General features: G+C 59.5%; 20 protein-coding genes. 17 read left to right on the top strand and 3 right to left on the bottom strand.

Going from position 1 to position 22,582, the window contains the following annotated elements; genetic code table 11:
* The first annotated feature begins 143 nt into the window (after positions 1-143).
* The 4 genes from DD235_RS15610 (at position 144) to DD235_RS15595 (ending at position 4,630) form a co-directional block, all read left to right on the top strand.
* Positions 144-2,126, top strand: a complete 1,983-nt coding sequence (locus DD235_RS15610; RefSeq protein WP_204524265.1) for a VWA domain-containing protein — start codon at positions 144-146, stop codon at positions 2,124-2,126.
* A 1-nt stretch (position 2,127) separates the two neighbouring features.
* Positions 2,128-2,829 carry an ABC transporter ATP-binding protein gene (locus DD235_RS15605; protein WP_239990182.1) on the top strand — a complete coding sequence of 234 codons (702 nt, stop codon included), beginning with the start codon at positions 2,128-2,130 and terminating at the stop codon, positions 2,827-2,829.
* A 2-nt stretch (positions 2,830-2,831) separates the two neighbouring features.
* Positions 2,832-4,076 (top strand): ABC transporter permease, encoded by a 1,245-nt coding sequence (locus DD235_RS15600; RefSeq protein ID WP_204524264.1) that lies wholly within the window; start codon positions 2,832-2,834, stop codon positions 4,074-4,076.
* 197 nt (positions 4,077-4,273) lie between these two features.
* Positions 4,274-4,630: a glycine zipper 2TM domain-containing protein gene (locus DD235_RS15595; RefSeq protein ID WP_109063045.1), complete on the top strand. Its 357-nt coding sequence runs from the start codon at positions 4,274-4,276 to the stop codon at positions 4,628-4,630.
* Between the two features lie 57 nt (positions 4,631-4,687).
* Here DD235_RS15595 and DD235_RS15590 read toward each other — a convergent pair whose 3' ends face one another.
* Positions 4,688-5,305 carry an HdeD family acid-resistance protein gene (locus DD235_RS15590; RefSeq protein ID WP_109063044.1) on the bottom strand — a complete coding sequence of 206 codons (618 nt, stop codon included), beginning with the start codon at positions 5,303-5,305 and terminating at the stop codon, positions 4,688-4,690.
* A 164-nt stretch (positions 5,306-5,469) separates the two neighbouring features.
* Between DD235_RS15590 and DD235_RS15585 the strand changes: the two genes are divergently transcribed.
* Positions 5,470-5,832, top strand: coding sequence for a YgiW/YdeI family stress tolerance OB fold protein (locus DD235_RS15585; protein ID WP_109063043.1), 363 nt, complete (start codon positions 5,470-5,472; stop codon positions 5,830-5,832).
* 33 nt (positions 5,833-5,865) lie between these two features.
* On the opposite strand, the gene DD235_RS15580 is transcribed toward DD235_RS15585, so the two are convergent.
* Both DD235_RS15580 and DD235_RS15575 read right to left on the bottom strand, forming a co-directional pair.
* Complete coding sequence (locus tag DD235_RS15580; protein WP_109063110.1) at positions 5,866-6,660, bottom strand: EcsC family protein; 795 nt, start codon at positions 6,658-6,660, stop codon at positions 5,866-5,868.
* Between the two features lie 121 nt (positions 6,661-6,781).
* Positions 6,782-7,876: a FliC/FljB family flagellin gene (locus DD235_RS15575; protein ID WP_109063042.1), complete on the bottom strand. Its 1,095-nt coding sequence runs from the start codon at positions 7,874-7,876 to the stop codon at positions 6,782-6,784.
* Between the two features lie 246 nt (positions 7,877-8,122).
* Between DD235_RS15575 and DD235_RS15570 the strand changes: the two genes are divergently transcribed.
* From DD235_RS15570 to DD235_RS15515, 12 genes are all read left to right on the top strand, one after another.
* Complete coding sequence (locus DD235_RS15570) at positions 8,123-9,391, top strand: tyrosine-type recombinase/integrase (RefSeq protein ID WP_109063109.1); 1,269 nt, start codon at positions 8,123-8,125, stop codon at positions 9,389-9,391.
* Between the two features lie 171 nt (positions 9,392-9,562).
* On the top strand, positions 9,563-10,402 hold the full coding sequence (locus DD235_RS15565; RefSeq protein WP_109063041.1) for a flagellin N-terminal helical domain-containing protein: 840 nt from the start codon (positions 9,563-9,565) through the stop codon (positions 10,400-10,402).
* Between the two features lie 231 nt (positions 10,403-10,633).
* A complete protein-coding gene (locus tag DD235_RS15560; RefSeq protein WP_162300517.1) occupies positions 10,634-14,143 on the top strand; it encodes an O-linked N-acetylglucosamine transferase family protein in 3,510 nt (1,169 codons plus the stop codon).
* Positions 14,144-14,306: 163 nt separating this feature from the next.
* Positions 14,307-14,531 (top strand): acyl carrier protein, encoded by a 225-nt coding sequence (locus DD235_RS15555; protein ID WP_109063039.1) that lies wholly within the window; start codon positions 14,307-14,309, stop codon positions 14,529-14,531.
* A 6-nt stretch (positions 14,532-14,537) separates the two neighbouring features.
* Positions 14,538-15,590, top strand: coding sequence for a ketoacyl-ACP synthase III (locus tag DD235_RS15550; protein ID WP_109063038.1), 1,053 nt, complete (start codon positions 14,538-14,540; stop codon positions 15,588-15,590).
* Complete coding sequence (locus DD235_RS15545) at positions 15,587-16,348, top strand: SDR family NAD(P)-dependent oxidoreductase (RefSeq protein ID WP_109063037.1); 762 nt, start codon at positions 15,587-15,589, stop codon at positions 16,346-16,348. The genes DD235_RS15550 and DD235_RS15545 overlap by 4 nt, the downstream gene beginning before the upstream one ends.
* Positions 16,345-17,085, top strand: a complete 741-nt coding sequence (locus tag DD235_RS15540; protein WP_109063036.1) for an SDR family NAD(P)-dependent oxidoreductase — start codon at positions 16,345-16,347, stop codon at positions 17,083-17,085. The genes DD235_RS15545 and DD235_RS15540 overlap by 4 nt, the downstream gene beginning before the upstream one ends.
* Positions 17,085-17,726 carry a NeuD/PglB/VioB family sugar acetyltransferase gene (locus DD235_RS15535; RefSeq protein WP_204524263.1) on the top strand — a complete coding sequence of 214 codons (642 nt, stop codon included), beginning with the start codon at positions 17,085-17,087 and terminating at the stop codon, positions 17,724-17,726. The genes DD235_RS15540 and DD235_RS15535 overlap by 1 nt, the downstream gene beginning before the upstream one ends.
* A gap of 43 nt (positions 17,727-17,769) precedes the next feature.
* Positions 17,770-19,722 carry a motility associated factor glycosyltransferase family protein gene (locus DD235_RS15530; protein ID WP_146193524.1) on the top strand — a complete coding sequence of 651 codons (1,953 nt, stop codon included), beginning with the start codon at positions 17,770-17,772 and terminating at the stop codon, positions 19,720-19,722.
* Between the two features lie 9 nt (positions 19,723-19,731).
* Positions 19,732-20,607 (top strand): class I SAM-dependent methyltransferase, encoded by an 876-nt coding sequence (locus DD235_RS15525; protein ID WP_109063034.1) that lies wholly within the window; start codon positions 19,732-19,734, stop codon positions 20,605-20,607.
* A gap of 26 nt (positions 20,608-20,633) precedes the next feature.
* The gene (locus tag DD235_RS15520; RefSeq protein ID WP_109063033.1) at positions 20,634-21,359 is read left to right on the top strand and encodes an acylneuraminate cytidylyltransferase family protein; all 726 of its coding nucleotides are present in this window, start codon (positions 20,634-20,636) and stop codon (positions 21,357-21,359) included.
* On the top strand, positions 21,360-22,532 hold the full coding sequence (locus DD235_RS15515) for a polysaccharide pyruvyl transferase family protein (RefSeq protein ID WP_109063032.1): 1,173 nt from the start codon (positions 21,360-21,362) through the stop codon (positions 22,530-22,532). It begins immediately after the preceding gene.
* The last annotated feature ends 50 nt before the right edge of the window (positions 22,533-22,582 follow it).

Raw genomic sequence — 22,582 nt, 5'->3', positions numbered from 1 at the left:
GTGTATGGCCGAAATAGGGGCATGTAAGCCTACCGCTGCAATTGTGCCTGAAATCCGGTTCTGCTCAAGGTGCCGATCTGCCAGTCTGACTGCTATGCTTCGCCATTATGAAATCGATGCGTGCCCTTCTTTCACTGTGGCTCATGCTTGCAGCATGGGCGTGCGTGGCTGCCGACAGCACCGCGCCGTTGCTGCAGCCGGGCCGCCAGACACTGTATCAGCGCGTGCTGGCCGCTCAGGATTGCATTCTGCATGACACGGTGGGTGAGGCGGTCGCTGCGGTCGATCCGGGTTCGACCCGAATACTGCCGCCCCTGAGTCGGCATTATGTCTATGCCCGCCAGCGTGCCGCCGATGGCAGTGACTGGCTGCAGGTCGGGCCGGATGCCCATGGGCAGCGCAATGGCTGGATCCCTGCTGCCTGCGCGGTCGAATGGAATACGCAGTTGACGCTGGCCCTGACCAGCCCGGCCCGGCGCGATCCGCTGTTGTTTTTCGAGCATCGCGAACAGCTTGAGGATCTGCTCCTGAAATCCGACAGGGGAGCAAGGCTGGATACCCTGCAGGCCCAGTTGCAGCGCACGGGCCAGGCCGATGGTGTGCTGGCGCGGGAACCGTCCGTGGCCATTGACCCGCAGCGGCGGTTCTATCTGCTGCCCGTGCTGTCGGGTGAGGAAATCATGACGCCCGATGGCCAGGTGGTCAGGCTGCTGGAAGTCGCTTCGCTCAACGCCAGTCGTGCCGTAGGGCCGGCAACGGGCCGGTCGCTTGCGATGACGGATGCAACAGCAAGCGCAGCAGGTACGTTGCGCACCGCCGTGGTGTTCGTCATCGACACGACTATTTCCATGCGCCCCTACATCGACCAGACTCGCGACATGATCCGGCAGGTCTATGCCCGGATGCGGGCGCAGGGACAAACCCAGGACGTACGCTTCGGCATGGTGGCCTATCGCTCCAACGTTGCCGCCGTACCCGGTCTCGAATACACCAGCCGCATCTATGTCGACCCCAGTCAGGCCAGCGACGAAGCCACTTTCATGGCCCAGGTGGCCGATATCCGGCAGGCAACCGTTTCCAGCAGCCGCTTCGACGAAGATGCCTACGCGGGTGTCATGCAAGCCATCGATGGGATCGACTGGAGCGGCTTCGATGCCCGCTATATCGTTCTGGTGACCGATGCGGGCGCGCTTTATGCAGCCGATGCCCTGTCCTCGACCGGACTGGATGCAGCCCAGGTCCGGCAGGCGGCAGCGGATGCCGGTATCGCCATTTTTGCGCTGCATCTGCGCACGCCGGCGGGACGGCGCAACCATGCGCGCGCTGAACAGCAATATCGCGTATTGGCGCAGCACGCGGCGGCCGATGCCCCGCTGTATTACCCGATTGATGCGGGCAATGTGCGCACTTTTGGTCGCAGGATCGGTGCCCTGACCGAAACGCTGGTCGAGCGAGTGGGCAGGCGTGCTGGCAATGACGGGCAAGATGTGGCCCTGGCAGGTATTGTCAGGCCTGACCAGAAAAGGGCGGATACCGACGATGCCGATCAGCAGATTCGTCACGATGCCGCCCAGGTAGGCCATGCCATGCAGTTGTCCTGGCTGGGGGGGCGCAGTGCCGCCAGCGTGCCGACAGTCCTGCGTGGCTGGATCAGCGATCATGACTTGCGCCGGCCGGATGTACCGGCGACCGAAGCGCGAGTGTTGCTGACCAAGGCACAATTGAGTGATCTGAGTGATGCCGTCAGGCAAGCACTGGAAGCCGTCGAATCCGGATTCGGATCGGAGCAGGACATGTTTGCCCGACTGCGCAGCGTGGCCGCTTCCATGGGGACCAATCCGGATGAGGCCACCCGGCGTGACGACCTGTCCGGGGACGTGTCGCCCGGCATGCGGGTCGGTGAATATCTGGACAGCCTGCCCTATCGCAGCGCCATCATGTCGCTTGATGAAGAGGCCTGGCGCAGCTGGGATCGCCAGACGCAGGCCGCCTTTATCGATGGCCTCAAGGCGCGCCTGCGGCTCTATGAACGCTACAACGAAGATGTTGATCGCTGGATCTCGCTGGCGCACGATGGCGATGTGCGCGATGATGTCTACCCTGTTCCTCTCGAAATGATGCCCTGACATGCAGTCCATGCTGGAAATCCTGAACCTGACGGTGGTGCGCGGCCAAGGTCCCGGCCAGCACAGCATCAGCCTGCCGGCGCTGAGCCTGGCATCAGGCGACGTCTGGGCCGTCACGGGCGAGAGTGGCTGTGGCAAGAGTACGCTGCTGGAGGCTATCGGCCTGCTGCTCAAGCCGGAAACCATCGGGCATTTCGAACTCGGGCGCACGGATGTTGCCGCGTTGATCCAGCAAGGCGATGAGCCGGCCCTGGCCCGGTTGCGTGCCGAGAAGCTGGGTTTCGTGCTGCAGCAGGGCGGTCTGCTGCCTTTTCTGAGTATCCGCGACAACATCACCCTGCCGCGCCGGTTGCTGGGGTTGCCGGCCTGGTCGGAACGCCTTGCTCACTGCTGCACCACCTTGCGCCTGGAGTCTGCGCTCGACAAGCGTCCTGCCGCGCTGTCGATCGGCGAGCGCCAGCGTGCAGCCTTCATCCGGGCCATTGCCCATGAGCCGGACCTGTTGCTGGCCGACGAGCCCACGGCGGCCCTCGATCCGCATCATGCCTATACGCTGCTGGAGTTGTTTCTGGCGCTGGTGCGTGAGATGGGCATGGCTGCCCTGATCGTGTCCCACGACTGGCCGCTGGTACAGGGCTTTGGTCTGCCCCGCATCACGGCCTGCAGCATGCCGGGCGCAACGACTTTCGAACTGGTGGGTTAGCGATGATGCGTCGAATCCTCCTGGCCCGCCTGGCGGTGGCCGACCTGCTGCATGACCGCAAGGTATCGCTGTTCATGATGGCGACGCTGGTGGCCGTGATTGCCCCCCTGCTGCTGCTGTTTGGCCTCAAGCAAGGCGTGGTCGAGCAATTGCGCAGCGATCTGGTGCGCAGCCCCGATGCACTTGAGGTCCGTATGCTGGGTAGCGGCGATTTCGACGATGCCTGGGTCGCTGCCGCGCAAGCGCGTGCCGATGTGGCATTTGCCGTGGGCATGACCCGGGCGCTCAACCTGCGTGGCGACCTGCTCGCGGACAGCCGCCGCTTTGCCGAGAACATCGAGCTGATTCCGACGGCGGATGGCGATCCGTTGCGGGCAGAGGCACAGGCCGCATCCTTGCCTTCTGCCGATGTGGCTGCGCAGACTTTGCCCGCCCTCTTCCTGAGCAGTGCCCTGGCGATGCGCTTGCAGGCTGCGCCCGGCGATACCCTGACGTTGGGTGCGCAGCGCCGCCTGGATGGCGTGCTGGAGCGTGGCCAGTGGCAGGTTTGGGTAGCCGATGTGCTGCCGGCCCATGGCATGGACCGGCTGGCTGCATTGGCACCCCTGCCGCTCCTGGTCGAGCTGGAGCGTTTTCGCGACGGCTATCGGGTCGAGCGCTCAGGACTGACCACAGGACGTATCGCAGATGATGGCGAGCCTGTCCGCTATGCACGTGTCAGGCTCTATGCCCCTGATGCCGACCGCATCAGCTCATTGGCGCGCTGGTTGCAGGAGCAGCATATCGATACGCGCAGCCAGCAGGCACAGGCAGACAGCGTGCGGCAGATATCCACCGTGCTGGGCTGGGTGTTTGGTGTGATCGCAGTGGCGGCGCTGCTTGGATGTATCGCTTCGCTGGCCGGTGCCTTCCTCTCCAATATCGAGCGCAAGCGGCGCAATCTGGCCCTACTGGGGCTGCTTGGCAGCACCCAGGGCGAGCTGGCCTGGTTGATGCAAGTTCAGGCGCTGTGCCTTTCTTCGGCGGCCTATGCCTGCAGTCTGTTGATATACGGCCTGGGCAGTCTGGTGTTCGATACCGTGCTGGGCGGTGGTCCGGCGACAGGACGGTTCGTGTGTGAGCTGGCTGGCTGGCAGATGGCGATGGGCTATGTCTTGACGCTGTTGCTGGCAGGTAGTGTCTCGTGGGCAGGCACTCGTCGGGCGGTACGGATCGATCCGGCCGAGAGTCTGCGCGAGGTCGGATAGCGACCGGCTGAATCGTCAGCCAGGAAGGCGTGCCGGTTGCGTTGGATTGTAATTTTTGATGTCGTCTCCGGCCTCCTTGTAATAAAAGTCACGCAGCCGAAGGGCTGCTTGCAATCCGCTGCAGAAGTCACAATTGCCGGCTTGTATCGTTCAGCACCTGACGCTAGGCTCCGACAACAGCATCATGAGGAGTCTGTATGAAACCGACAACCCGGCTCGCAACCTACATATTGGCGGGGATGATTGCCCTGGGCTCGAGTGCAGCATCGGCCACGGATCGAACGACCCGCAATACCGTGATCGGCGCGGGTCTGGGGGCACTTGCTGGCGCGGTTCTGACCGAAGGCAATACCTGGGCTACGCTGGGCGGTGCAGCAGCAGGCGGCGTACTGGGCAACCTGCTGACCGAAGAGCGTCCCCGACAGCGATACGGGCACCATGGTGGTCGCCATCGCAGTGAATGGCGATCAGGTCCGAATCGCCATCATGCCGGGGGAGCATGGCGGCATGACCGTCGGAACGGGGCACCGCATCATGGACACAGGCACCGCTGAACGGTGAGTGTGTATTTGTGACCAGAACACCTGTATAAACCCGGGCCACAGGTGCAACTAGCGGGCTGTTGTATGTCCCCGGCGCAGCGCCTGCCCCAGCATGATCAGCGTGATGCCCTGGAACAGCAGGTCGAGGGCCAGCAGAAAGCCCAGTATCCAGAGACTGTTGGCAGGCCACCCTGCTGCAATGAGCAAACCCGCCAGCAGCGTGATCAGCCCCGAGAGCGCCAGCCATTTCCAGCCTGCCTGGCTGCGGTTGTTGAACCATAGCCATAGCCTCAGAGCCCCTGCTGCGATCAGCACGGCTCCCAGCAGCAAGGTCAGCGCGGCGGCTCCTGCAATCGGGTTGTAAAGTGCCAGCAAGCCGGCCGCGATGTAGAACAGTCCGCTGACCGTCCAGATCAGGAAGCCGCTCCAGCCCTTGATTCGCCAAGCCTGGATCAGATGCAGAATGCCGCCCGCCAGCATCAGGGCACCGACGAACAGCACGCTCACCAGCGTGAAGGCCAGTACATAGACGGCACCAATCAGGCCCAGTACCAGCAGCAGCATGCCCAGCCCGACAAACCAGCCCCAGTGCGCGCCCAGTGCCGTCAGGTTGCTGACCAGTGGGGCCGTGGGTGAAAGGCCTGGTACCGGATTGTCGTGGGGTTCGGAAGAGGGTCGATCATTCATCATGGACTCCTGGAGTGGTACATCTGGAGAAATGGCCGTATCCGGTTCAGCATGAATGCAATATGAACAGTTCGTTCATGCTCCATATGGAAGCAGTTTGCCATACTAAATCCATGCCTTGATGAATCGAGGCAGTATCCATTCAACTGATCCGGAGTTTAGATATGCAAAAAACCAGTTTTCTCGCCGCCATTGCCGCTTCCGCCACGCTGCTCGCCGCCCAGCCAGCTCTGGCCCAATATACCGGGCCGGGCGCGCAGGGTATGGCTGTTTCCGTTCAGGATATTCTTGATAATCCTGTCGATGACCAGCGCGTCATCCTGCGTGGCCATCTGGTGCGCCAGGTCTCGGACGACAAATACCTGTTTTCGGATGGTCAGAAGGAAATTCGCGTCGAGATTGACCGCAAGCGTTTCCCGGCCCAGTCGATCGATGAAAAGACCCGCGTGGAGATCGTCGGCGAAGTCGAAAAGGATTTCCTCGAATCGCCCGAGATCGATGTGGAAGTCATGCGGGTTGTTGAATAAGGCAGCGAGGGAGGCCAGCGGCCTGGAGCTGCCTCAGCGCAGCTCTTTCTGGGCAGCAATCCGATTGAATTCGGCCTTCACAGTATCGAAGCCATATGCCTTCTCAAGTCGCTTGACGGTGAAGTGGCCACGCGCCATATCCTGGAAAAAATCGGTAAACATGGTGTTGATCAGTGCGCCGCTGGCCGCCCCTACAATCGGAATGGCCTGCGCTGCCGCTTTTTCTGTCACCACGACGCCGAACCGTGTGGCCACCTTTTCCAACAGGCTGCTCAGCCATTTTCCGGCATGCGTCGTGATGACCTCGGCAGTCATCAGTCGCATCGCATAGTAGGTTGTCTCGGCGGCGTCGTCATCCTTGGACTCACCCCCCAGCGCAAAGACCTGCAGGCAGGCCTGCTTGGTGTCTTCATCCTCCAGATCGAAGCCTTCACTGCGGGCAATGTCTGCCACCGCGCGCATCATGATAGTCGTTGAGACAGGCAGTTCGACTGCCAGGCCGGTAAAACCGAAGAAGCCCCCTACTCCGCCCGAGATGGCCGCATAGGCCTTGTTCCACTTGGGCGAGGCGTCTTTCTGTTCGTTGCCCAGACTCCACAAAGCCGCATCGGCGGCCTTGCTCAGTGCCGTCTTGACCAGCAACTGGATTTTGCTTTCCATGCCGCGCGGCAGGTATTCCAGGATCTTGTCGAGTGGTTTGCCGACGACGCCTGTCAGTTTTGCCGTCAGCGTGGGCGACAGCAGGGTCTGGACGGCTTGTTCCAGGTCTTGCTGGTCAAGAGGTGTCAGGGAGGACTGTGGCTCGGTCTGGTCGTGATGGGTGCTCATGTTTTCCTTGCCTGGTGGCATCGGCTGCACATGCATGAAAAATAACAGCCCCGGCCGCAAGTGCCAAGGGCTGTTTGACATGCGTGTACGCCCGTCAGGGCGTACCAGGCATGGAGGGTGATCAGCGCAGCAGCGACAGGACAGTCTGCGGAACCTGGTTGGCTTGGGCCAGCACCGAGGTGCCAGCCTGCTGCAGGATCTGTGCGCGTGTCATGTTCGACACTTCGGTGGCGTAGTCGGCGTCTTCGATGCGCGAACGGGCTGCCGACAGGTTGTTGACGGTGTTGTTCAGGTTGGCGATCGTGGACTGGAAGCGGTTCTGGATTGCACCGAGGTCGCTGCGCAGGTTATCGACCTGCTGCAGGGCCGCGTCCAGCGCTGCCAATGGCGATGCCGTGGCCGCGCCGGTGGGCGTATATTGGGCGGCGGTGTTGTCAGCCAAGGTGGTAGCAGTAATTGTCGTGTCGGCAAAGGTTACTGCGCCATCGGCGTCTACCTCACCTTGGAATTGCTTACCGTTGGCCGTACGAATCACATAGTCAGTATAGGTGCCATCGGCCGCTGCTTCGCCCACGCCATGCACGGTAGCGCCTTTGCCTGCGAACTCTATTCCGGAGAGGTCGAGTTCGGTAGTCGTGATCACACCGTCAGCCGACGTATCCTTCAGCGAGCTCAGGGCTCCGGTCACACCAGATACGCTGAATGAACCCAGGCCCAGTTCCGTGCTGTCGATCTTGCGCAGGTTGATGGAGATCTTCTCCCCGTCATGGGCTCCGACCTGGATGTCGAGCTGTGTCGTTTCTGCCAGGACCTTGACACCGTTGAACTGGGTCTGCTCTGACACCCGATCGATTTCGGCGAGGCGTTGGCTGATTTCCGCCTGGATGGAATCCAGGTCCGTGCCGGAATTCGAACCCGTCGAGGCCTGTACGGTCAGTTCACGCACGCGCTGCAGGTTGTTGTTGATTTCGTTCAGTGCGCCCTCGGTCGTCTGTGCGACCGAAATACCGTCATTGGCATTGCGGGCGGCTTGCTGCAGGCCCTTGATGTTTGCCGTGAAGCGATTGGCGATGGCCTGCCCGGCGGCATCGTCCTTGGCGCTGTTGATGCGCAGGCCCGAGGACAGGCGTTCGATGGCCGTGCCCAGCGAATTCTGGGACTTCGTCAGGTTGTTCTGGGCAACCAGGGACAGGTAGTTCGTATTGATAACGGATATTGACCCGGACTCACCACACTTGTGTCCTGCTCTTCATGCAGCAGGCTGATTCATAAGATAAAAATTGAGAGCAGGCCATGTTTTTCCCCATACACTTGATATCGGCGTGTAGCCCTTTGTGCATATCCGACGGGCGCTGGTCAGGCTATTTTCATGGTCACCCTGCGTTATTTGCGTGATTTGCCACGGTATCGCAGCCGTTTCCCGAGTGTATATATTCGTGCCTTTTTTCAAGGCAGTACACGCATGACCATTCATTTGCTTACGGAACGCAGCATCAGGACCGCCGTGCCGCAGGTGAAACCCTATACGCTGCGCGATGGCGGCAGCCTGTTCCTCCATGTCCAGCCTTCGGGCGGCAAGCTATGGCGTTATCGCTATCGCATGCAGGGGCGGGGGTATGTCTATGCCATTGGTCGCTATCCTGATTGTTCACTCGAGGAGGCGCGCCAGGCGTGCGCCCGTGCGCGGGCGCTGGTACGTGACGGTATCCACCCCCTGGCTGATCGGCAGAGACGGCTGGCTGACCGGTACGAGGCCGGGCACCATACTTTTTCGGCTGTAGCCGAACGCTGGATGGCTTTCAACAGCGACTGGAGTCCGGGCTACGCCTCCAAGGTGCAGGCTTATCTGCACAGCGATGTTCTGCCTGTCATCGGCAGGATGCCCGTGTCCATGATCAGGACCTCTCAGCTACGGCCGATAATCCAGGCCGTTGCCGACCGGGGCGCACGTACGGCAGCCGTGATGGTGCGGCAGTGGCTGGGCCAGATATTCACCTATGCCCAGGCCCACGGTTATTGTGAGCATCACCCGGTCCATGGGCTGCGTGGATTGCTCAAGCGCGGTGCGACGCGGCACCATCCGCCGCTGGACTGGAACGATATCCCCGTGTTTTTCGACAGGCTGGAGCAGTGGCCAGGACATCGCACCACGATACTGGCCTTGCGATTGCTGGCGCTGACATTCGTCAGAACGGGGGAATTGCGGCAAGCCTGCTGGGATGAGTTCGATCTGCAGGCCGGACTCTGGCATATTCCTCCGTCACGCATGAAGATGCGGCGGGCGCATATCGTGCCTCTGTCGGTCCAGGCCCTGTGCAGGTTGCGTGAGTTGCATACGCTGACGGGACAGGGGGAGACGCTTTTTCCCAATATGCGCAATCCAGCACAGGGCATCATGGGACGCAGCTCGCTCAATCGGGCGATTGGCTGTCTTGGCTATGCCGGGCGGTTTTCCGCACATGGTTTTCGGGCAACGGCCACGACGTTGCTGGGGTTGCTGGGCTATCCCGACAAGCAGGTCGACCTGCAACTGGCGCATCGTCGGCTCGACAGTTCACGTGCTCCCTACGATCATGCCCGTTTTCTGAGTTCCCGGAGACAGTTGATGCAGGATTGGGCCGATATCCTCGAACGGCTTGAAACCGGTGCAACGCTGGATCGGGTGACCCAGGAGTTCGGTCCGGTATCGGCCCGCAGGGCTGCATTCCTGGGAGTTGTCCAGCGAGAATGAACGGGGCGTGCAGGGGGCTTGTAGAAAATTTTCATGAAACCCTAAAGTTTTCGCTAAAGCCCCCGTTAATGGGTGGCAAGGCAGCACAGCCAGCCCCAGGGTCCGGCGGCCGCCAAGCTGTACAGGGCATACCCTGCCCGGCAATGAACGCCTCTACTCTCAGGAGCTAACATGTCTGTTATCAATACTAACTATCTGTCGCTGGTTGCCCAAAACAACCTGACGAAGTCCCAAAGCTCGCTGGGCACCGCCATTGAGCGCCTGTCCTCGGGCCTGCGCATCAACAGCGCCAAGGACGATGCTGCTGGCCAAGCCATCGCCAACCGCATGACCGCCCAGATCAAGGGCATGACCCAGGCTGCCCGCAATGCCAACGACGGCATCTCGCTGGCTCAGACCGCTGAAGGCAACCTGAACGAAATCAACAACAACCTGCAACGCATCCGTGAACTGGCTGTGCAGGCTGCCAACGATTCGAACCAAACGGGCGATCGTGACTCGATCAACACCGAAATCAACCAGCGCCTGTCGGAAATCAACCGTATCGCCGCCAGCGCTTCGTTCAACGGCCAGAAGCTGCTGAACGGCAGCATTGGCTCGACCGGCCTGCGTTTCCAAGTCGGTGCCAACAACGTCACGGCTGAAGACGTGATCACCGTTGGTCAAGAGTCGCTGATTTCGGCTTCGGCTTCGGCCCTGGCAATCGATAGCATCTCCGTGGCTACCCACGAAGACGCCCTGTCGACGATCGCTGCCATCGACTCCGCCCTGAGCACGGTCGATACGGCTCGTAGCAACCTGGGTGCGATCCAGAACCGCTTCCAGTCCACGATCGCCAACCTGAACAACACCATCAACAACCTGTCGAGCGCCCGTTCGCGTATCGAAGATGCTGACTACGCAACCGAAGTTTCGAACATGACGCGCGCGCAGATCCTGCAACAGGCAGGTACCTCGGTGCTGGCCCAGGCCAACCAGGTTCCGCAAACCGTCCTGTCGCTGCTGCGTTAATAGTAGCGGCAGACCGGCTGTGCCTCCCGGCATGGCCGGTTTGGTCCGGTATCTGCCCCTGTGCTTTGTCACGGGGGCATTTTTTTTGTGGCGTGTATGGCAGGTTGGGTTGCTGACTGTCAGGTTTGCAGGCCAGAAAGTGTGATAACTTAACTTCGTTTTACAAGATTGTGGGTGTTTATGTCGGCCAATGCTTGCACGACCTCGGCAGAGGATGATCTGATTCGCCACATGTCGACGGATCGTCATACGGCACCTGCCAATCTACGGGCGGCCGCATGGCTCTATGGACTGGATACTGCGCCATTGGTGCAGGCCAGGGTGCTGGAGCTGGGCTGTGGTACCGGCATGAATCTGCTGCCTTTTGCGTTGAGTCATCCGCAGGCGCAGATCGTGGGGATTGATATCGATCCCGCACAGATCGAGATCGGTCAGGCCAGGCTCGCCCAGCTTGGGGTCGGTAACTACCAGTTGTTTTCCATTGCACTGGATGCCCTGTTGCAGATCCAGGACATCGGGACTTTTGACTACATACTGGTGCGAGGCGTATTTGCCTTGCTGGATGCCGAGACACGACTGGCCTTGATGCGGTTTTGCCAGACCTGCCTGAGCGAAAACGGCATTGCCTGCTTCGATTATCCCGTCTACCCTGGCGCTCGCAACGACGAGAGCCTGCGGGATGCCCTGCTGTTCCATAGTGGGCAGGCCGAGGGCGAGCAGCAGCAGCTGGACAGTGCCCGTGCCATGCTGATCTTCCTGGAACAGGGGCTGGCGGCAGGCAACCCGCAGCGGCCAGCGCTGCAGGCACTTGTCCGACAGGATGAAAAGCTGTCCGATCTGATGCTGGGCCTCAAATATCTGCAGGGGTTTTATCATCCCTGCTACTTCATCGAGTTCAATGGCTTGCTGGACCAAGCAGGCCTGATCTATGTTGGGGATGCGCGTCCGCATAGTGAAATACCGGAGAGCTGGGGCCCTGAGACTGCCCAGGTCTGCGAGGCCATCAATCCCGGTGGCAACAAGATTCTCGTGCAGCAGTATCTCGATTTTGCTTGCGGCCGCAGTCGCCGGCTGAGCCTCGTGGCACGCCGGGAGCGGGCTGCACAAGTCCTGACGGCACCAGATACGGCACGGCTGGAGCAATTGCACTGGTCCGGTCATTTCGTGCGCTATCAGAACGAACAGGGTCATATCGGCAACGGCCACCTTTTGGCCGATGGCTCAGCGCTGGAAACCGTAGGGGCAACAGGCCTGTCGATGCTGGATCATATTGGCTATGCATGGCCTCATAGCGTCGATTACGCGAACCTGAGCTTCAATACGAGGCCTGTCGTGTCCCGAGGAGATCAGGCCGATGAACAGCATGCAGCCGATGCCAGCCGTGCGTTGCGCAGCCTGTTTCTGACGGCAGGCAATCATCTTCATTTTTCCAGGGAAGCTCTGGCATATGATACTGCCAGCGAATCGCACCTGACGCTGGTGCCCGGTATGGTCGCGCATGTAGCCCTCGAGTCGGGGACTCGCATTTGCAGTGCCAACCCCTGGCAAGAGACGGTCTCCCTGGACCTGACGTCGCAAGAGGCGGCTGTCATGGCCCTGCTGGATGGCCGCCATGGTCCGGTGGACTGGATACGTGCCGCAGCAACGCATGACTCGGAAGAGGAAAGGGCGACGACCGAGGCGGCGCATGTGGTACTGACGCTGCTCAGAAAACTGCATGCCCATGGTCTACTGCAAGGGGCCTCCAGCGCATGGCTCGAGTTCTATGCCTTCTCCATTGAGACGGAACTTGATCGCCCGGAAGTGGCGGCAGACAGTGCATGGCGGTTGATGATGCACACATTTGCACCCGAGTGGGGGGGGATTGGATGTGCCCGACCTGTAGACAGTCGCGAGAAATCGGCTGCCGACTCGAGAGAACTCAACGAGGCTGTGATCGAGATTCATCGCCAGTTGGCTGCGCTGGAGTTCGAGCGTGCCGAGATATTGGCCGACAATCTGGTCAAGGCCTGTCCTGCTGACTGGCGCGCCTGGTACGAACGGCATGTTGTGTCACTGTTCATGGGAAAATATGGCGACCTGCTGGCTCCGGCCCTGAGAGCCATGCTGCTCAGGCCCGACAGCGCTGAGACCTACGGTGCCGTTGCCCTGTCCATGAAGTTCATCAAGCGCTACTGGCAGCACAAAAACCTGCTTGAAAAGACGCTGCGCACCAACCCCAGGCTGTCCAAGACTTGGGATCATCTTGGCATATTCTATGCAGACCGCCAGCAACTCGACATGGCCAGCCTGTGCAGCGAGCGGGCAGCAAAGTTGGATCCCGAAAATGATGAAATCCTGTCGAATCTGGCAGGCAACTATTCCAACCAGATGAGGGTGGACGAAGCGCTCGGCATTTATCGGCGCATCATCCGCAACAGCCCGAACAAAATGGTGCTGTACAGCAACTACCTGTTCGTCGCACAGCATGCAAGCAACCTGTCTGCCCAGCAAATGTTCGAATTGCATCGGCAGTTTGGTCTCCAGGCAGAGCGGCTGGCGAAGCGCGTGCCGCTCAAATTGACCTTCGAACAGTCACGCAATCCTGAAAAAAGGCTGAATATAGGCTTTATATCGGCTGATTTGCGCGCACATGCCGTCAGCAGTTTTATCGAGAAGATGTGGGCCAGCCTGGATAAAAGCCAGTTCAATATCCTGGCATACAGCAACTCCAGGACGCATGACGACGTCAGTGCCCGGTTGCAGCAGCACACCGCGAAATGGACGCGCGTGGTGGAAATGAGTGATGTCGACCTGGCACGACAGATCCATGCGGATGGTGTCGATATCCTGGTCGACCTGTCCGGCCATACGTCCGGCAATCGCCTGCCGATGATGGCTTTCAAGCCTGCCCCGGTGCAGATGAGCTGGATCGGCTATCCGGCCACGACCGGGGTGGCGGCAATCGATTACTACATCGCTGATCTTGGCTTCAGGAGCGATCCTGACGTACTGGTGTCGCAGTTCGTCGAAAGCCTCATCTATATCCCTTCGACTAATTCGTTCGGTGTCATGTCGAAGGGCGGGGCCGGCAAGCCGAAGACGCCGGCACCTTGCATTCACAATGGCTATGTCACATTCGCGAGCCTTAACCGCCCCCAGAAGCTGAATGATGACATCCTGAAGGCCTGGGCGGAGATCTTGTGCCGTGCGGGCACGGCCCGACTGCTGATCGGCAATATGTACGGCGAGGACATGATCCAGCAGATTGCAAGCAAGATGCAGAGCTGGGGTGTGGCGGTCGAGCAGCTGATTTTCAAGCGACGCATGGATCATGCGGAGTACATGCAGGTGCATGCCGAGATCGACGTATTACTTGATACTTTCCCTTATACGGGGGGAACTACCAGCCTGAACGCGATGACTCATGGCATTCCCACCCTGACGCTGGAGGGTGATACGCTGGCTGGCAAACAGGGGGTGGTTATCATGCGCGCCAGCGGGTTGCCGGAGTTCGTCGTTGCCGATCGTGCCAGCTATGTCGAGCGTGCTGTGGCGTTGGCGAACGATATGGACGAAATCATCAAAATCAGGAAGGGATACCGCGGCAGTCGTCATGGCGTGGCCAATTTCCAGGTGCGGCCTTCGTTCTATTTTGAAAGGGCGCTTCGCGAGGCGTGGCAGCGTTTCTGCAAGGGAACGCCCAGGGTTGGGTTCGAGGTCGGGTACGACACGGGAGAATGCCGGTCATTTGAGCAGTGACAGCGAGTGCCCGGCGTGGTGAAACGGCTGCTGCCGGGTAAGTTGGGAAGTGAAAAGGGAGTTCCCGTTTCTTTCGGGGATTGGTTTTCGGGGGTAAAGGTAGACTTGTCAGTCTGCTGGTGGCCAATGGTGGCTGCCCCCGCTTCATGCATGGAGTGCTGATATGGCCACTATCGAAGAATTCATTGAAGAGTTTACCGCTGCTGTCGATTTCCAGGAGCCGGTGGCACTCACCGCCGATACCGCGCTGGACAGCCTGCCCGAGTGGGACTCGCTGGCCGCGCTGGGTGTGATTGTCATGTTTGATACCCAGTATGGCAAGGTCATCACGGGTGACGACATCGAAAAGGCCGCAACGGTGGGCGACCTGTACAAATTGATCGGGTGATCAGTCATGGGCCTCTCCGTTCTGAATAATGTACGTTTTGCCGGCGTATCGACCTGCGTGCCGAAACAGGTCGTGCATAACATCGACGATCTGCCTCCGCATCTGCGTTCGGAACGTGAGCGGCTGGTGCGCAACATCGGTATCCAGACTCGCCGCGTATGTCCCAAGTGGCAGTGTTTCTCGGACCTGGCCTTCGAGGCTGCGGAGCGGCTGCTTGATGACCTGCAGTGGAAGCGCGAGGAGGTCGATGCTCTGATCGTGGTGACTCAGTCGCCCGATTACATCGTGCCTGCGACGTCCATCATCCTTCAGGATCGATTGGGCTTGCCCCATTCGACGGTCGCTTTCGACGTCAACCTGGGTTGTTCCGGTTATCCCTTTGCCCTGCAGATCCTGGGCAGTATGGTGGCCTCCGGTGTCGTCAAGAAAGGGCTGATTCTGCTGGGAGACCGTTCCAGCTACAAGCATCGCGACACACTCAAGGATCCGTTGTTCTCCGACGCGGCCACTGCAACTGCGCTTGAGTATCAGGAAGGCGCGGCACCGATGTATTTCAACCTGAACAGCGATGGCAGTGGCCACAAGGCCATCATTTTGCCGGTCGGTGGGCACCGCGAACCGTTCGAACTGGAGCATGCGATTGCACACAAGGGCGAAGACGGATTTTGGCATTCGGCGCTGGATCTGGTGCTGGATGGCCCTGCGATTCTCAGCTTTTCGACGCAACGGGTGCCGCCCATGGTGGAGCAGCTCATGGAATATGCTGGCATGACGCAGGATGAAATCAATTACTTCATCTTCCACCAGGCCAACCGGCTGATCAACGAAACCATTCGCAAGAAGCTCCGGTTACCGGTGGAGAAAGTACCCTCGACCCTGCACGATTTCGGCAATACCAGTGGTGCGTCGCTGCCGGTCACTGTGACTGCACGCCTGCGTGAGGCACTGGCCGAAGGCCGTAATCGTTTGCTGTTGTGCGGCTTCGGCGTAGGCCTGTCTTGGGGGGGCGCAGTGGTCGATGTCGAATCGGCCTGCTTCCCCGAGTTGATCGAGGCATGATGGAGCAGGATCCGTTTTCGCTGTCAGGAAAGCGCCTGCTGGTGACAGGGGCGTCTTCCGGCATTGGCCGGCAGATTGCCCTGACCTGCGCACAGATGGGGGCGCAACTTGTGGTGACGGGGCGCAATGAGGCGCGGCTGCAGGCTGTCGTCGATGCCTTGCCCGGCGGTGGACACGTAGCGGTCGTCGCTGATCTGGCCAAACCGTCTGGTCGTGCGCAACTCGTGGCGCAGTCTGGCGTGATCGACGGGATAGCACATGCTGCCGGGATGTCGAAGCTGGTGCCGTTCCGGCTGATCAGTGAAGGGCATCTGGACGAAACCTTCGCAGGCAATACCTTTGCACCGATGCTGCTGACCCGGGAGTTGCTGGCAAAGAAGCGGATCGCGCCCGGTGGCTCGATCCTGTTCATTGCGGCGCTATCGTCACACAGTGGTGCTCTGGCGACTGCAGCCTACGCTGCCAGCAAGTCGGCCCTGCTGGGCGCGATGCGTTCGTTGGCACTCGAGGTGGCTCGACAGGGCATTCGGGCCAATTGCATTGCGCCGGGTTATGTTCGTACGCCGATGCTGGATGGCCTGGGGGCGGGCGGTGGAAAAATGGAAGACCTGTTTGCTCTCACGCCGTTGGGCATGGGCGAGCCGGAAGACGTGGCCCATGCGGCAGTTTTCTACCTGTCCGATGCCAGTCGCTGGATTACGCGCAATTATTTCATTCTCGATGGCGGTTTGAGTACGCCCATGGATATCTACGCATGAGCAGTACGGCGCATTATCCTTTTTCGGTCGCCGGCAAGACGGTCATGGTGACAGGGGCTTCCTCCGGGCTCGGTCGGCATATCGCTCTGGTGCTGGCGCGTCGTGGTGCCCGTCTGGTCTTGACCGGACGAGATGCCGACCGATTGCGCGAAACGCATGAGGCGCTGCCTGGAGAGGGGCATGTGAGAGTCGAGGCAGACCTGACGCTGGATGCTGACCGAGACCGGCTGGCTCAAGCCTGCTCAAGCCTGGACGGCGTGGTGCATTGTGCTGGCATCCAGAAACATTGTCCCGTTCGTCAGTTGACCGAGTCGCTGATGACGGAAATGTACCAGGTGAATTTTCTGGCACCCGTCATGCTGACCCAGCGTCTGCTGCAAGGCAATCGTATTGCGCAGCAGGGTTCCATCATCTTCATGTTGTCGACGGCTGCCCATATCGGCACGCGCGGTCTGGGGCCCTATTCAGCCATGAAGGCCGGTCTGCTGGGCATCATCAAATGTCTGTCTCTGGAGCAGGCCAAGCGGAAGATCCGCGTCAATGGCATTTCGCCCTCGGCGATTGCTACGCCCATGTGGGAGACGCATCAGGCGCAGCTCGAGGCCCAGAAGGCGCGCCATCCTCTGGGGCTGGGCACGCCGGACGATGTGGCCAATGGCGTGGTCTACATGCTGTCGGATGCCAGCCGCTGGGTGACCGGGACCAGTCTGGTCATGGATGGCGGAGCAGTGATCTGATGAAACAGGTCTACATCATTGGAGCGGGTGGCTGGGGGCGCGAGGTTCTGGTCCAGATGCGGGATGCGCCTGCGTGCGACCAGGATTGGTGTATCGCTGGTTTTCTTGATACGCGAGCGAGCATGCTGGATGGCATCGATTGCGGGCTTCCGATCGTAGGCGATCCGCTGACCCACGAGCCTCAGCCTGATCACGCTTTTGTCTGCGCAGTTGGCCTTCCGAAGGCCCGTGAGCAGTATGCCAGGCCTATTCTGGAAAAAGGGGGCGAGTTCATTCATATCCGCACGCCTTACAACACAGAAGGCTATCTGAGCGCCCGTGTGCACCTCGGGACCGGCTGCTTCTGGGCGGCGCGCGTGCAGTTCAGTCCGGATGTCCATGTGGGTGATTTTGCCAATATCCACAGTGGCACCATCATCGGCCATGACGTCCGGATCGGCCGCTATGCGCAGATCGGTGCCATGACGTTCGTAGGTGGAGGTGCGCAGATTGGCGATTACGCCATTGTGTATCCGCATGCCACCATTGTTCCCAACGTCAGGATCGGTGAGGGCGCTACGGTGGGGGCTGGGGCTGTCGTGATCAAGGATGTACCACCGGGAAAGACGGTCTTCGGCAATCCGGCCAAGGTGATTTTCTGAGGATGACTGGTGTGCGTGTCTCGGGATTTGAGAGAGTGGAATCATGAGATTGCCTGCTGCTGTGGCGTATATCCCGGATTTTCTTCGCCATTCCCGCGTCAAGTCGGAAGCATTTTTTGATTTGGTGCATGAGCCGATTCGTCAGGGATGTGGATTCGATGTGGGGCAGTCCGCCGGCGGGCAGGTCCCGTCTGGCCTGTTGCCGGGCTTCAACCTGCAGGAATTCGTAGAGATTGCTGCTGCCGCGATACCGGACGCCAGGGAAAACATCTGGGCCGCCACCTATCATCACATGCCTGAGTTGGCCCTGGATTACTTGTTTGGTTCTCTCCCTGAGAATCCCCTGGTTCTTGCTTCCGAACTGACGCCCTGGTTGAAGCGTGCCTGCATTCAGCGTGGCATTGATTTCCTGGATATGCGCTGTTCTCCACTGGGGTTTGGGCGTGATCTTTTGATTGCGCTGGATACATCCAGCCAGTCGATACGGGAACGTATCCTGGAATACGCAGTCTCGGCGGATGACTTACGGCTCGAGGCTGCCTTTCTGGGAGCCAACCTGCGTGCGCACCGGAATCGGCTCAATGAGGCCAGGCGACACACCTTCGATTTGAACAACACGTTGGTCTATGTCTCTCAATCCTTGCGAGATGAGGCCCTGATCGCAGCAGATGGACATTTCCTGCGTGTGGTGGAGTTCGCAGACAGGTTGCGGGCCTTGTGCAAAGAGCGCCAGCTGCTTTGCCTGGTCGATCATTCCGATATTTATTCGGCGCAACGCTGCGAGACGGAGCGGCGGGAGCTCTCAGCGATGATGGGGTACGAAGTCAAGGCATGCCATCAACATACCTATCAGATATTGAGTGCACACGACGATACCGAGATCGTGGGCATTGCCGCGCCGGCTTTGTACGAGGCACCATGGTTCGGAAAAACGGCACATTGGCTTGGCCGGCCCCTGACTCCATTGGCCGATGAGTATCCTGCTGCGGCCGAAGGTTATCTACAGGTCGGGTTTGACAGTATATTGGCCCCTGCCTTCTGGCACGCGATACTGACGCCAGATGCCCCGTCCCCCCGTCCGTCACGCCTGCCAGGCTTTGGTCGCCACTATGGCCGGGAGCTGTTGGAGGAATGGGGCGATCATGAGCGGATACTTAACTGGGAGCGTCTCCTTCCTTGGCAGAGTTTCGAGCGCTCGGGTGGCATTGTGCTGAGACGGCGCATCACTGAGCTGGAACGGGCCCAAGGTAGCCAGGGCACCTCGCAGCCGAGGGGAAAAAACGACGGGGCCCGGGAGGGGGCCTCAATGACCTCCCGGATTCAGCGTCTGAAAAATACCAGGATTGGGCAGACCGCCTACATTGTCGGCAATGCTCCGTCGTTGCGTCTGCTGGATATCGACAGGCTGATGGAGCAGGAATCGTTCTGGTGCAACAGGGCTTTCGAACTGGAAGCAGATGGTTATGCTTTTCGACCTAAGTATTACTTGATGCGTGATGCGGTCAGTTTGCAGGCATGGACCGAACGAGTGCTGGCAGTCAAGGCCGATATCAAGTTTTTCGGCAAGGAAGCCTACAGGTTCCTGGATGAGCATCATCCGGAGGCATTGGCCGAACAAGACATCATGGCTCTTGAGGTCAATCAGAACCAGGGGTTCTGCATGTGTGACGATGAAGAGAATTTCTCGTATGACCCCTCCCTGATGGTTCACTCAGGCTATACGGTCGTCCTTGATGCAATACAGGTCGCCTATTACATGGGTTTTGCGCGCGTGCTCGTTGGTGGGGTCGATCTGGATTATTCCCAACCATATTTCTACGGCGCACGACATAGCCGAAAACAGGATGAGATGGATATGCTGACGCAATGCATGCGTGAGTCCTTTATCGTGGCCAGACGGCATTTTGAGCGGAACGGGCGCCAGCTGTTGAAAATTACCCCTTCTCCCGGTCTGTCACTGGACTATTTCGATTGTCCGGAAATGCTTCGGAAATAGGAGTCTGGAATGTCATCGTTCCTGTATGAGCTGGAATCGCTCGGTATTATTCTGGTTGATCGTCTCCAGCCTTTCCATCCGACTGTCCGGGATCGAGATGATGTCTCCGTACTACGCGACCCCTTGACGGAGGTGATTGTGTTGTCCGGTGCCGATCATATGTCCCTGGAGTACTACCAGCAGCGGGAAGGCTCAGCCGGTCAGCTCAGGGAAGGCAATCTGACCACGTTGCCGCGACTGGCCGATAACATACGGCGGGCACAGGACTTTGGCCCGATTCTGAGGAACCGGCGTTGGCTGGATTTTGGCTCAGGACTAGGCGGTATGCTTGATGAAATGCGGGGGCAGGCAGCATGGTCCGCTGGGCTGGAGCCCAATCGGGAGCGCGCGGCCCTGGCGAGACAGAATGGGCATACGGTATTCAACGATTTGAGCGAAGTGGACGACGGGGCACTCGACATCGTCACGATGTTTCATGTGCTCGAGCATCTTACCGCGCCGGTCGACGAACTGGTCCGGGTGCGGGAGCACCTGAGGCCTGGTGGACGCCTGCTTGTCGAAGTGCCGCATGCGCGGGATGCTCTGTTTTCCCTGTATGACTGCGAGGCTTTCAAGCAGTTCACGTTCTGGAGCGAGCATCTGATTCTTCATACGCGCCAGAGCCTGGCGATCCTGCTTGAGAAGGCTGGCTTTGTCGACATCGAGGTTTCAGGATTCCAGCGCTATCCACTGGCAAACCATCTCCACTGGCTGGCGCGGGGCAAACCGGGAGGGCAGGAGGCGTGGAGTCTTCTCAATACGGCTGGGTTGGCGGCGGAGTATGAGGCCGCCCTGTCCCGGGTAGATCGAACGGACAGCTTGATCGCGCTTTGTCGCGCACCCTGATTGTCGAACACTTTATGTGATGTGATATGGCCAGTCGAATCATCGCCATTGTGCCTGCCCGGGGCGGCTCGAAAGGAATTCCGGACAAAAATGTCATGCCGGTTGGCGGAAAGCCACTGGTTGCCTGGACTATTCAGGCGGCCTTGGCTTCTGGTGTCGTGGACCGGGTCATCGTCTCTACCGACGAAGAGCGGATTGCCGGGATCGCGCGGGCGGCAGGCGCGGAAACACCCTTCATCCGTCCTGGCCATATAGCTCGGGATGAAGTACATGCGGTCCATGTCATACTGCATGCTCTGGACTGGTTGCTGAAGCATGAGGGCACCGAGCCTGAGGGTGTGCTTATGTTGCTGCCCACGAGTCCTTTGCGCAAGCCGGAAGATATCCGAGGTGTTGTCCGGATGTTCGATAAGCATCGCGCGGATGCTGTGGTGAGCGTCGTGGATCTTGGCAAGTACATGACCAACCTGCGCTATCTGAACGGCAATGGCGAACCTTTGGAGCGGGTTGCTCCCGACGAGGACAGAAATGCGCAGCGCCAGGGATTGAGGGGGTTGTTCGCCGTGAATGGCTCCATATTCATGGCGCGTCCGGACGTGTTGCGCAGGGAAGGCTCCTTCCATGTGGAGGGGGCCCTGGGGTATGTGATGGACCCTTTGAGTTCCATCGACATCAACAGTCTGGACGACCTGACGCTGGCCCGCGAGATCCATGCCTTTCGACAGCAGCAACACAATGGGAACTTGGCCTGAATGAAAAAAGAAATACTTGACGCGCATGTCCAGCAGCCAGATTTGGGCATTCGGACGCAGGCAAAGAGGAAGCGGCTGCTGCATATCGGCGTCCATGACTCTGCCAATCGCAATGCGGGTGATACGTTGCTGTTTCCCGTGGTCCGGCGGGCTTTCGATGTCTGCATCGGGCCATTCGACTGGGAGCTGCGCCAGGCCTGGGATGCGCTGGATGCCGAAGAAGCGTCGCGCCTCAATGAGGTATATGACGGGATCGTGATTGGTGGCGGCGGGTTGTTGCTGCGGGACCAGGATGGCGCTGATGTCTCGCGCAGCGGTTGGCAGTGGAATAGTTCGGTGGCGGCTGTCGATGCCCTGGACTTGCCGCTGATCATATATGCGATTGGTTACAACCGCTTCAGGGGCCAGCCCGACTTCGAGCCCGTTTTCACGGATCATATTCAGGCAGTGGCCAGGCAGTCGGCTTTCTTCGGTTTGCGTAATACAGGTTCTATCAACGCAATCGCTGCTTATCTGCCCGGGGAGTCTGCTGTTTCCCTGCGCCGACAGTTCTGCCCTACCACGGTACTTTGGCAACTCTATCCCCAATACCAGAAGCAAGCATCGACGCATGACGAAAAGGGGCACCGGGTCTTGGCGTTCAACGTCGCATTCGATCGGGCGGCTTACAGGTTTGGTGCAGAGGAGCAGGTATTGCTCGGACGGTTGGCCGATTGCATGATGTCAGCGCAGCGGCAGGGTTGGCAGATCGTGGTGGTGGCACACAAGTCCGCAGACCGGGGCATCGAGCAGTATCTCAGCGCGGCAGGGGTGAGCTATGAAACACGGGACCTGACGGATGCCTCTCCTGATGAGGTTTTGTCGTTCTATGCCGAGGTTGATGCTGCCGTGGGCATGCGTGGGCATGCGCAAATGATTCCCTTCGGGCTGAGACGGCCCATCTTCTCGATTATCAGCCATGACAAGATGCGTTATTTTCTTGAGGACATCGACCAGCCCACCTGGGGAGGCGAGATCGGTTCTCCGGATTTTGAGCAGCGACTCTCATCCTTTCTGGAGCGTCTTGAAAACAACAGGGCTCTGGTTCACGAAGAGGTGGGCATCGCACAGGATTTGATCTGGCAGGAGACTCGCCGCAATTTTGACGTCATAGGCAAGATGATAAAGGGCTGACGGCGCGGCGGAGTCACGATACTTGTATATGTGCAGGCGCATGTCGTAAG

It is taken from the genome of Corticimicrobacter populi, from assembly GCF_003123725.1.
In the GTDB taxonomy this organism is placed as follows: domain Bacteria; phylum Pseudomonadota; class Gammaproteobacteria; order Burkholderiales; family Burkholderiaceae_B; genus Corticimicrobacter; species Corticimicrobacter populi.
Note: the sequence above shows the minus strand (reverse complement) of the source record. Positions and strands in the feature narration are given on the sequence as shown.

Excerpts from the sequence above, each read along its gene's own strand:
- DD235_RS15540 (WP_109063036.1), top strand. The coding sequence starts at position 16,345 with ATGAGCAGTACGGCGCATTATCCTTTTTCGGTCGCCGGCAAGACGGTC.
- DD235_RS15600 (WP_204524264.1), top strand. The coding sequence starts at position 2,832 with ATGATGCGTCGAATCCTCCTGGCCCGCCTGGCGGTGGCCGACCTGCTG.
- DD235_RS15595 (WP_109063045.1), top strand. The coding sequence starts at position 4,274 with ATGAAACCGACAACCCGGCTCGCAACCTACATATTGGCGGGGATGATT.
- DD235_RS15590 (WP_109063044.1), bottom strand. The coding sequence starts at position 5,305 with ATGAATGATCGACCCTCTTCCGAACCCCACGACAATCCGGTACCAGGC.
- DD235_RS15520 (WP_109063033.1), top strand. The coding sequence starts at position 20,634 with ATGGCCAGTCGAATCATCGCCATTGTGCCTGCCCGGGGCGGCTCGAAA.
- DD235_RS15570 (WP_109063109.1), top strand. The coding sequence starts at position 8,123 with ATGACCATTCATTTGCTTACGGAACGCAGCATCAGGACCGCCGTGCCG.
- DD235_RS15585 (WP_109063043.1), top strand. The coding sequence starts at position 5,470 with ATGCAAAAAACCAGTTTTCTCGCCGCCATTGCCGCTTCCGCCACGCTG.
- DD235_RS15535 (WP_204524263.1), top strand. The coding sequence starts at position 17,085 with ATGAAACAGGTCTACATCATTGGAGCGGGTGGCTGGGGGCGCGAGGTT.
- DD235_RS15545 (WP_109063037.1), top strand. The coding sequence starts at position 15,587 with ATGATGGAGCAGGATCCGTTTTCGCTGTCAGGAAAGCGCCTGCTGGTG.
- DD235_RS15560 (WP_162300517.1), top strand. The coding sequence starts at position 10,634 with ATGTCGACGGATCGTCATACGGCACCTGCCAATCTACGGGCGGCCGCA.
- DD235_RS15550 (WP_109063038.1), top strand. The coding sequence starts at position 14,538 with ATGGGCCTCTCCGTTCTGAATAATGTACGTTTTGCCGGCGTATCGACC.
- DD235_RS15525 (WP_109063034.1), top strand. The coding sequence starts at position 19,732 with ATGTCATCGTTCCTGTATGAGCTGGAATCGCTCGGTATTATTCTGGTT.
- DD235_RS15580 (WP_109063110.1), bottom strand. The coding sequence starts at position 6,660 with ATGAGCACCCATCACGACCAGACCGAGCCACAGTCCTCCCTGACACCT.
- DD235_RS15605 (WP_239990182.1), top strand. The coding sequence starts at position 2,128 with ATGCAGTCCATGCTGGAAATCCTGAACCTGACGGTGGTGCGCGGCCAA.
- DD235_RS15610 (WP_204524265.1), top strand. The coding sequence starts at position 144 with ATGCTTGCAGCATGGGCGTGCGTGGCTGCCGACAGCACCGCGCCGTTG.
- DD235_RS15565 (WP_109063041.1), top strand. The coding sequence starts at position 9,563 with ATGTCTGTTATCAATACTAACTATCTGTCGCTGGTTGCCCAAAACAAC.
- DD235_RS15555 (WP_109063039.1), top strand. The coding sequence starts at position 14,307 with ATGGCCACTATCGAAGAATTCATTGAAGAGTTTACCGCTGCTGTCGAT.
- DD235_RS15515 (WP_109063032.1), top strand. The coding sequence starts at position 21,360 with ATGAAAAAAGAAATACTTGACGCGCATGTCCAGCAGCCAGATTTGGGC.
- DD235_RS15530 (WP_146193524.1), top strand. The coding sequence starts at position 17,770 with ATGAGATTGCCTGCTGCTGTGGCGTATATCCCGGATTTTCTTCGCCAT.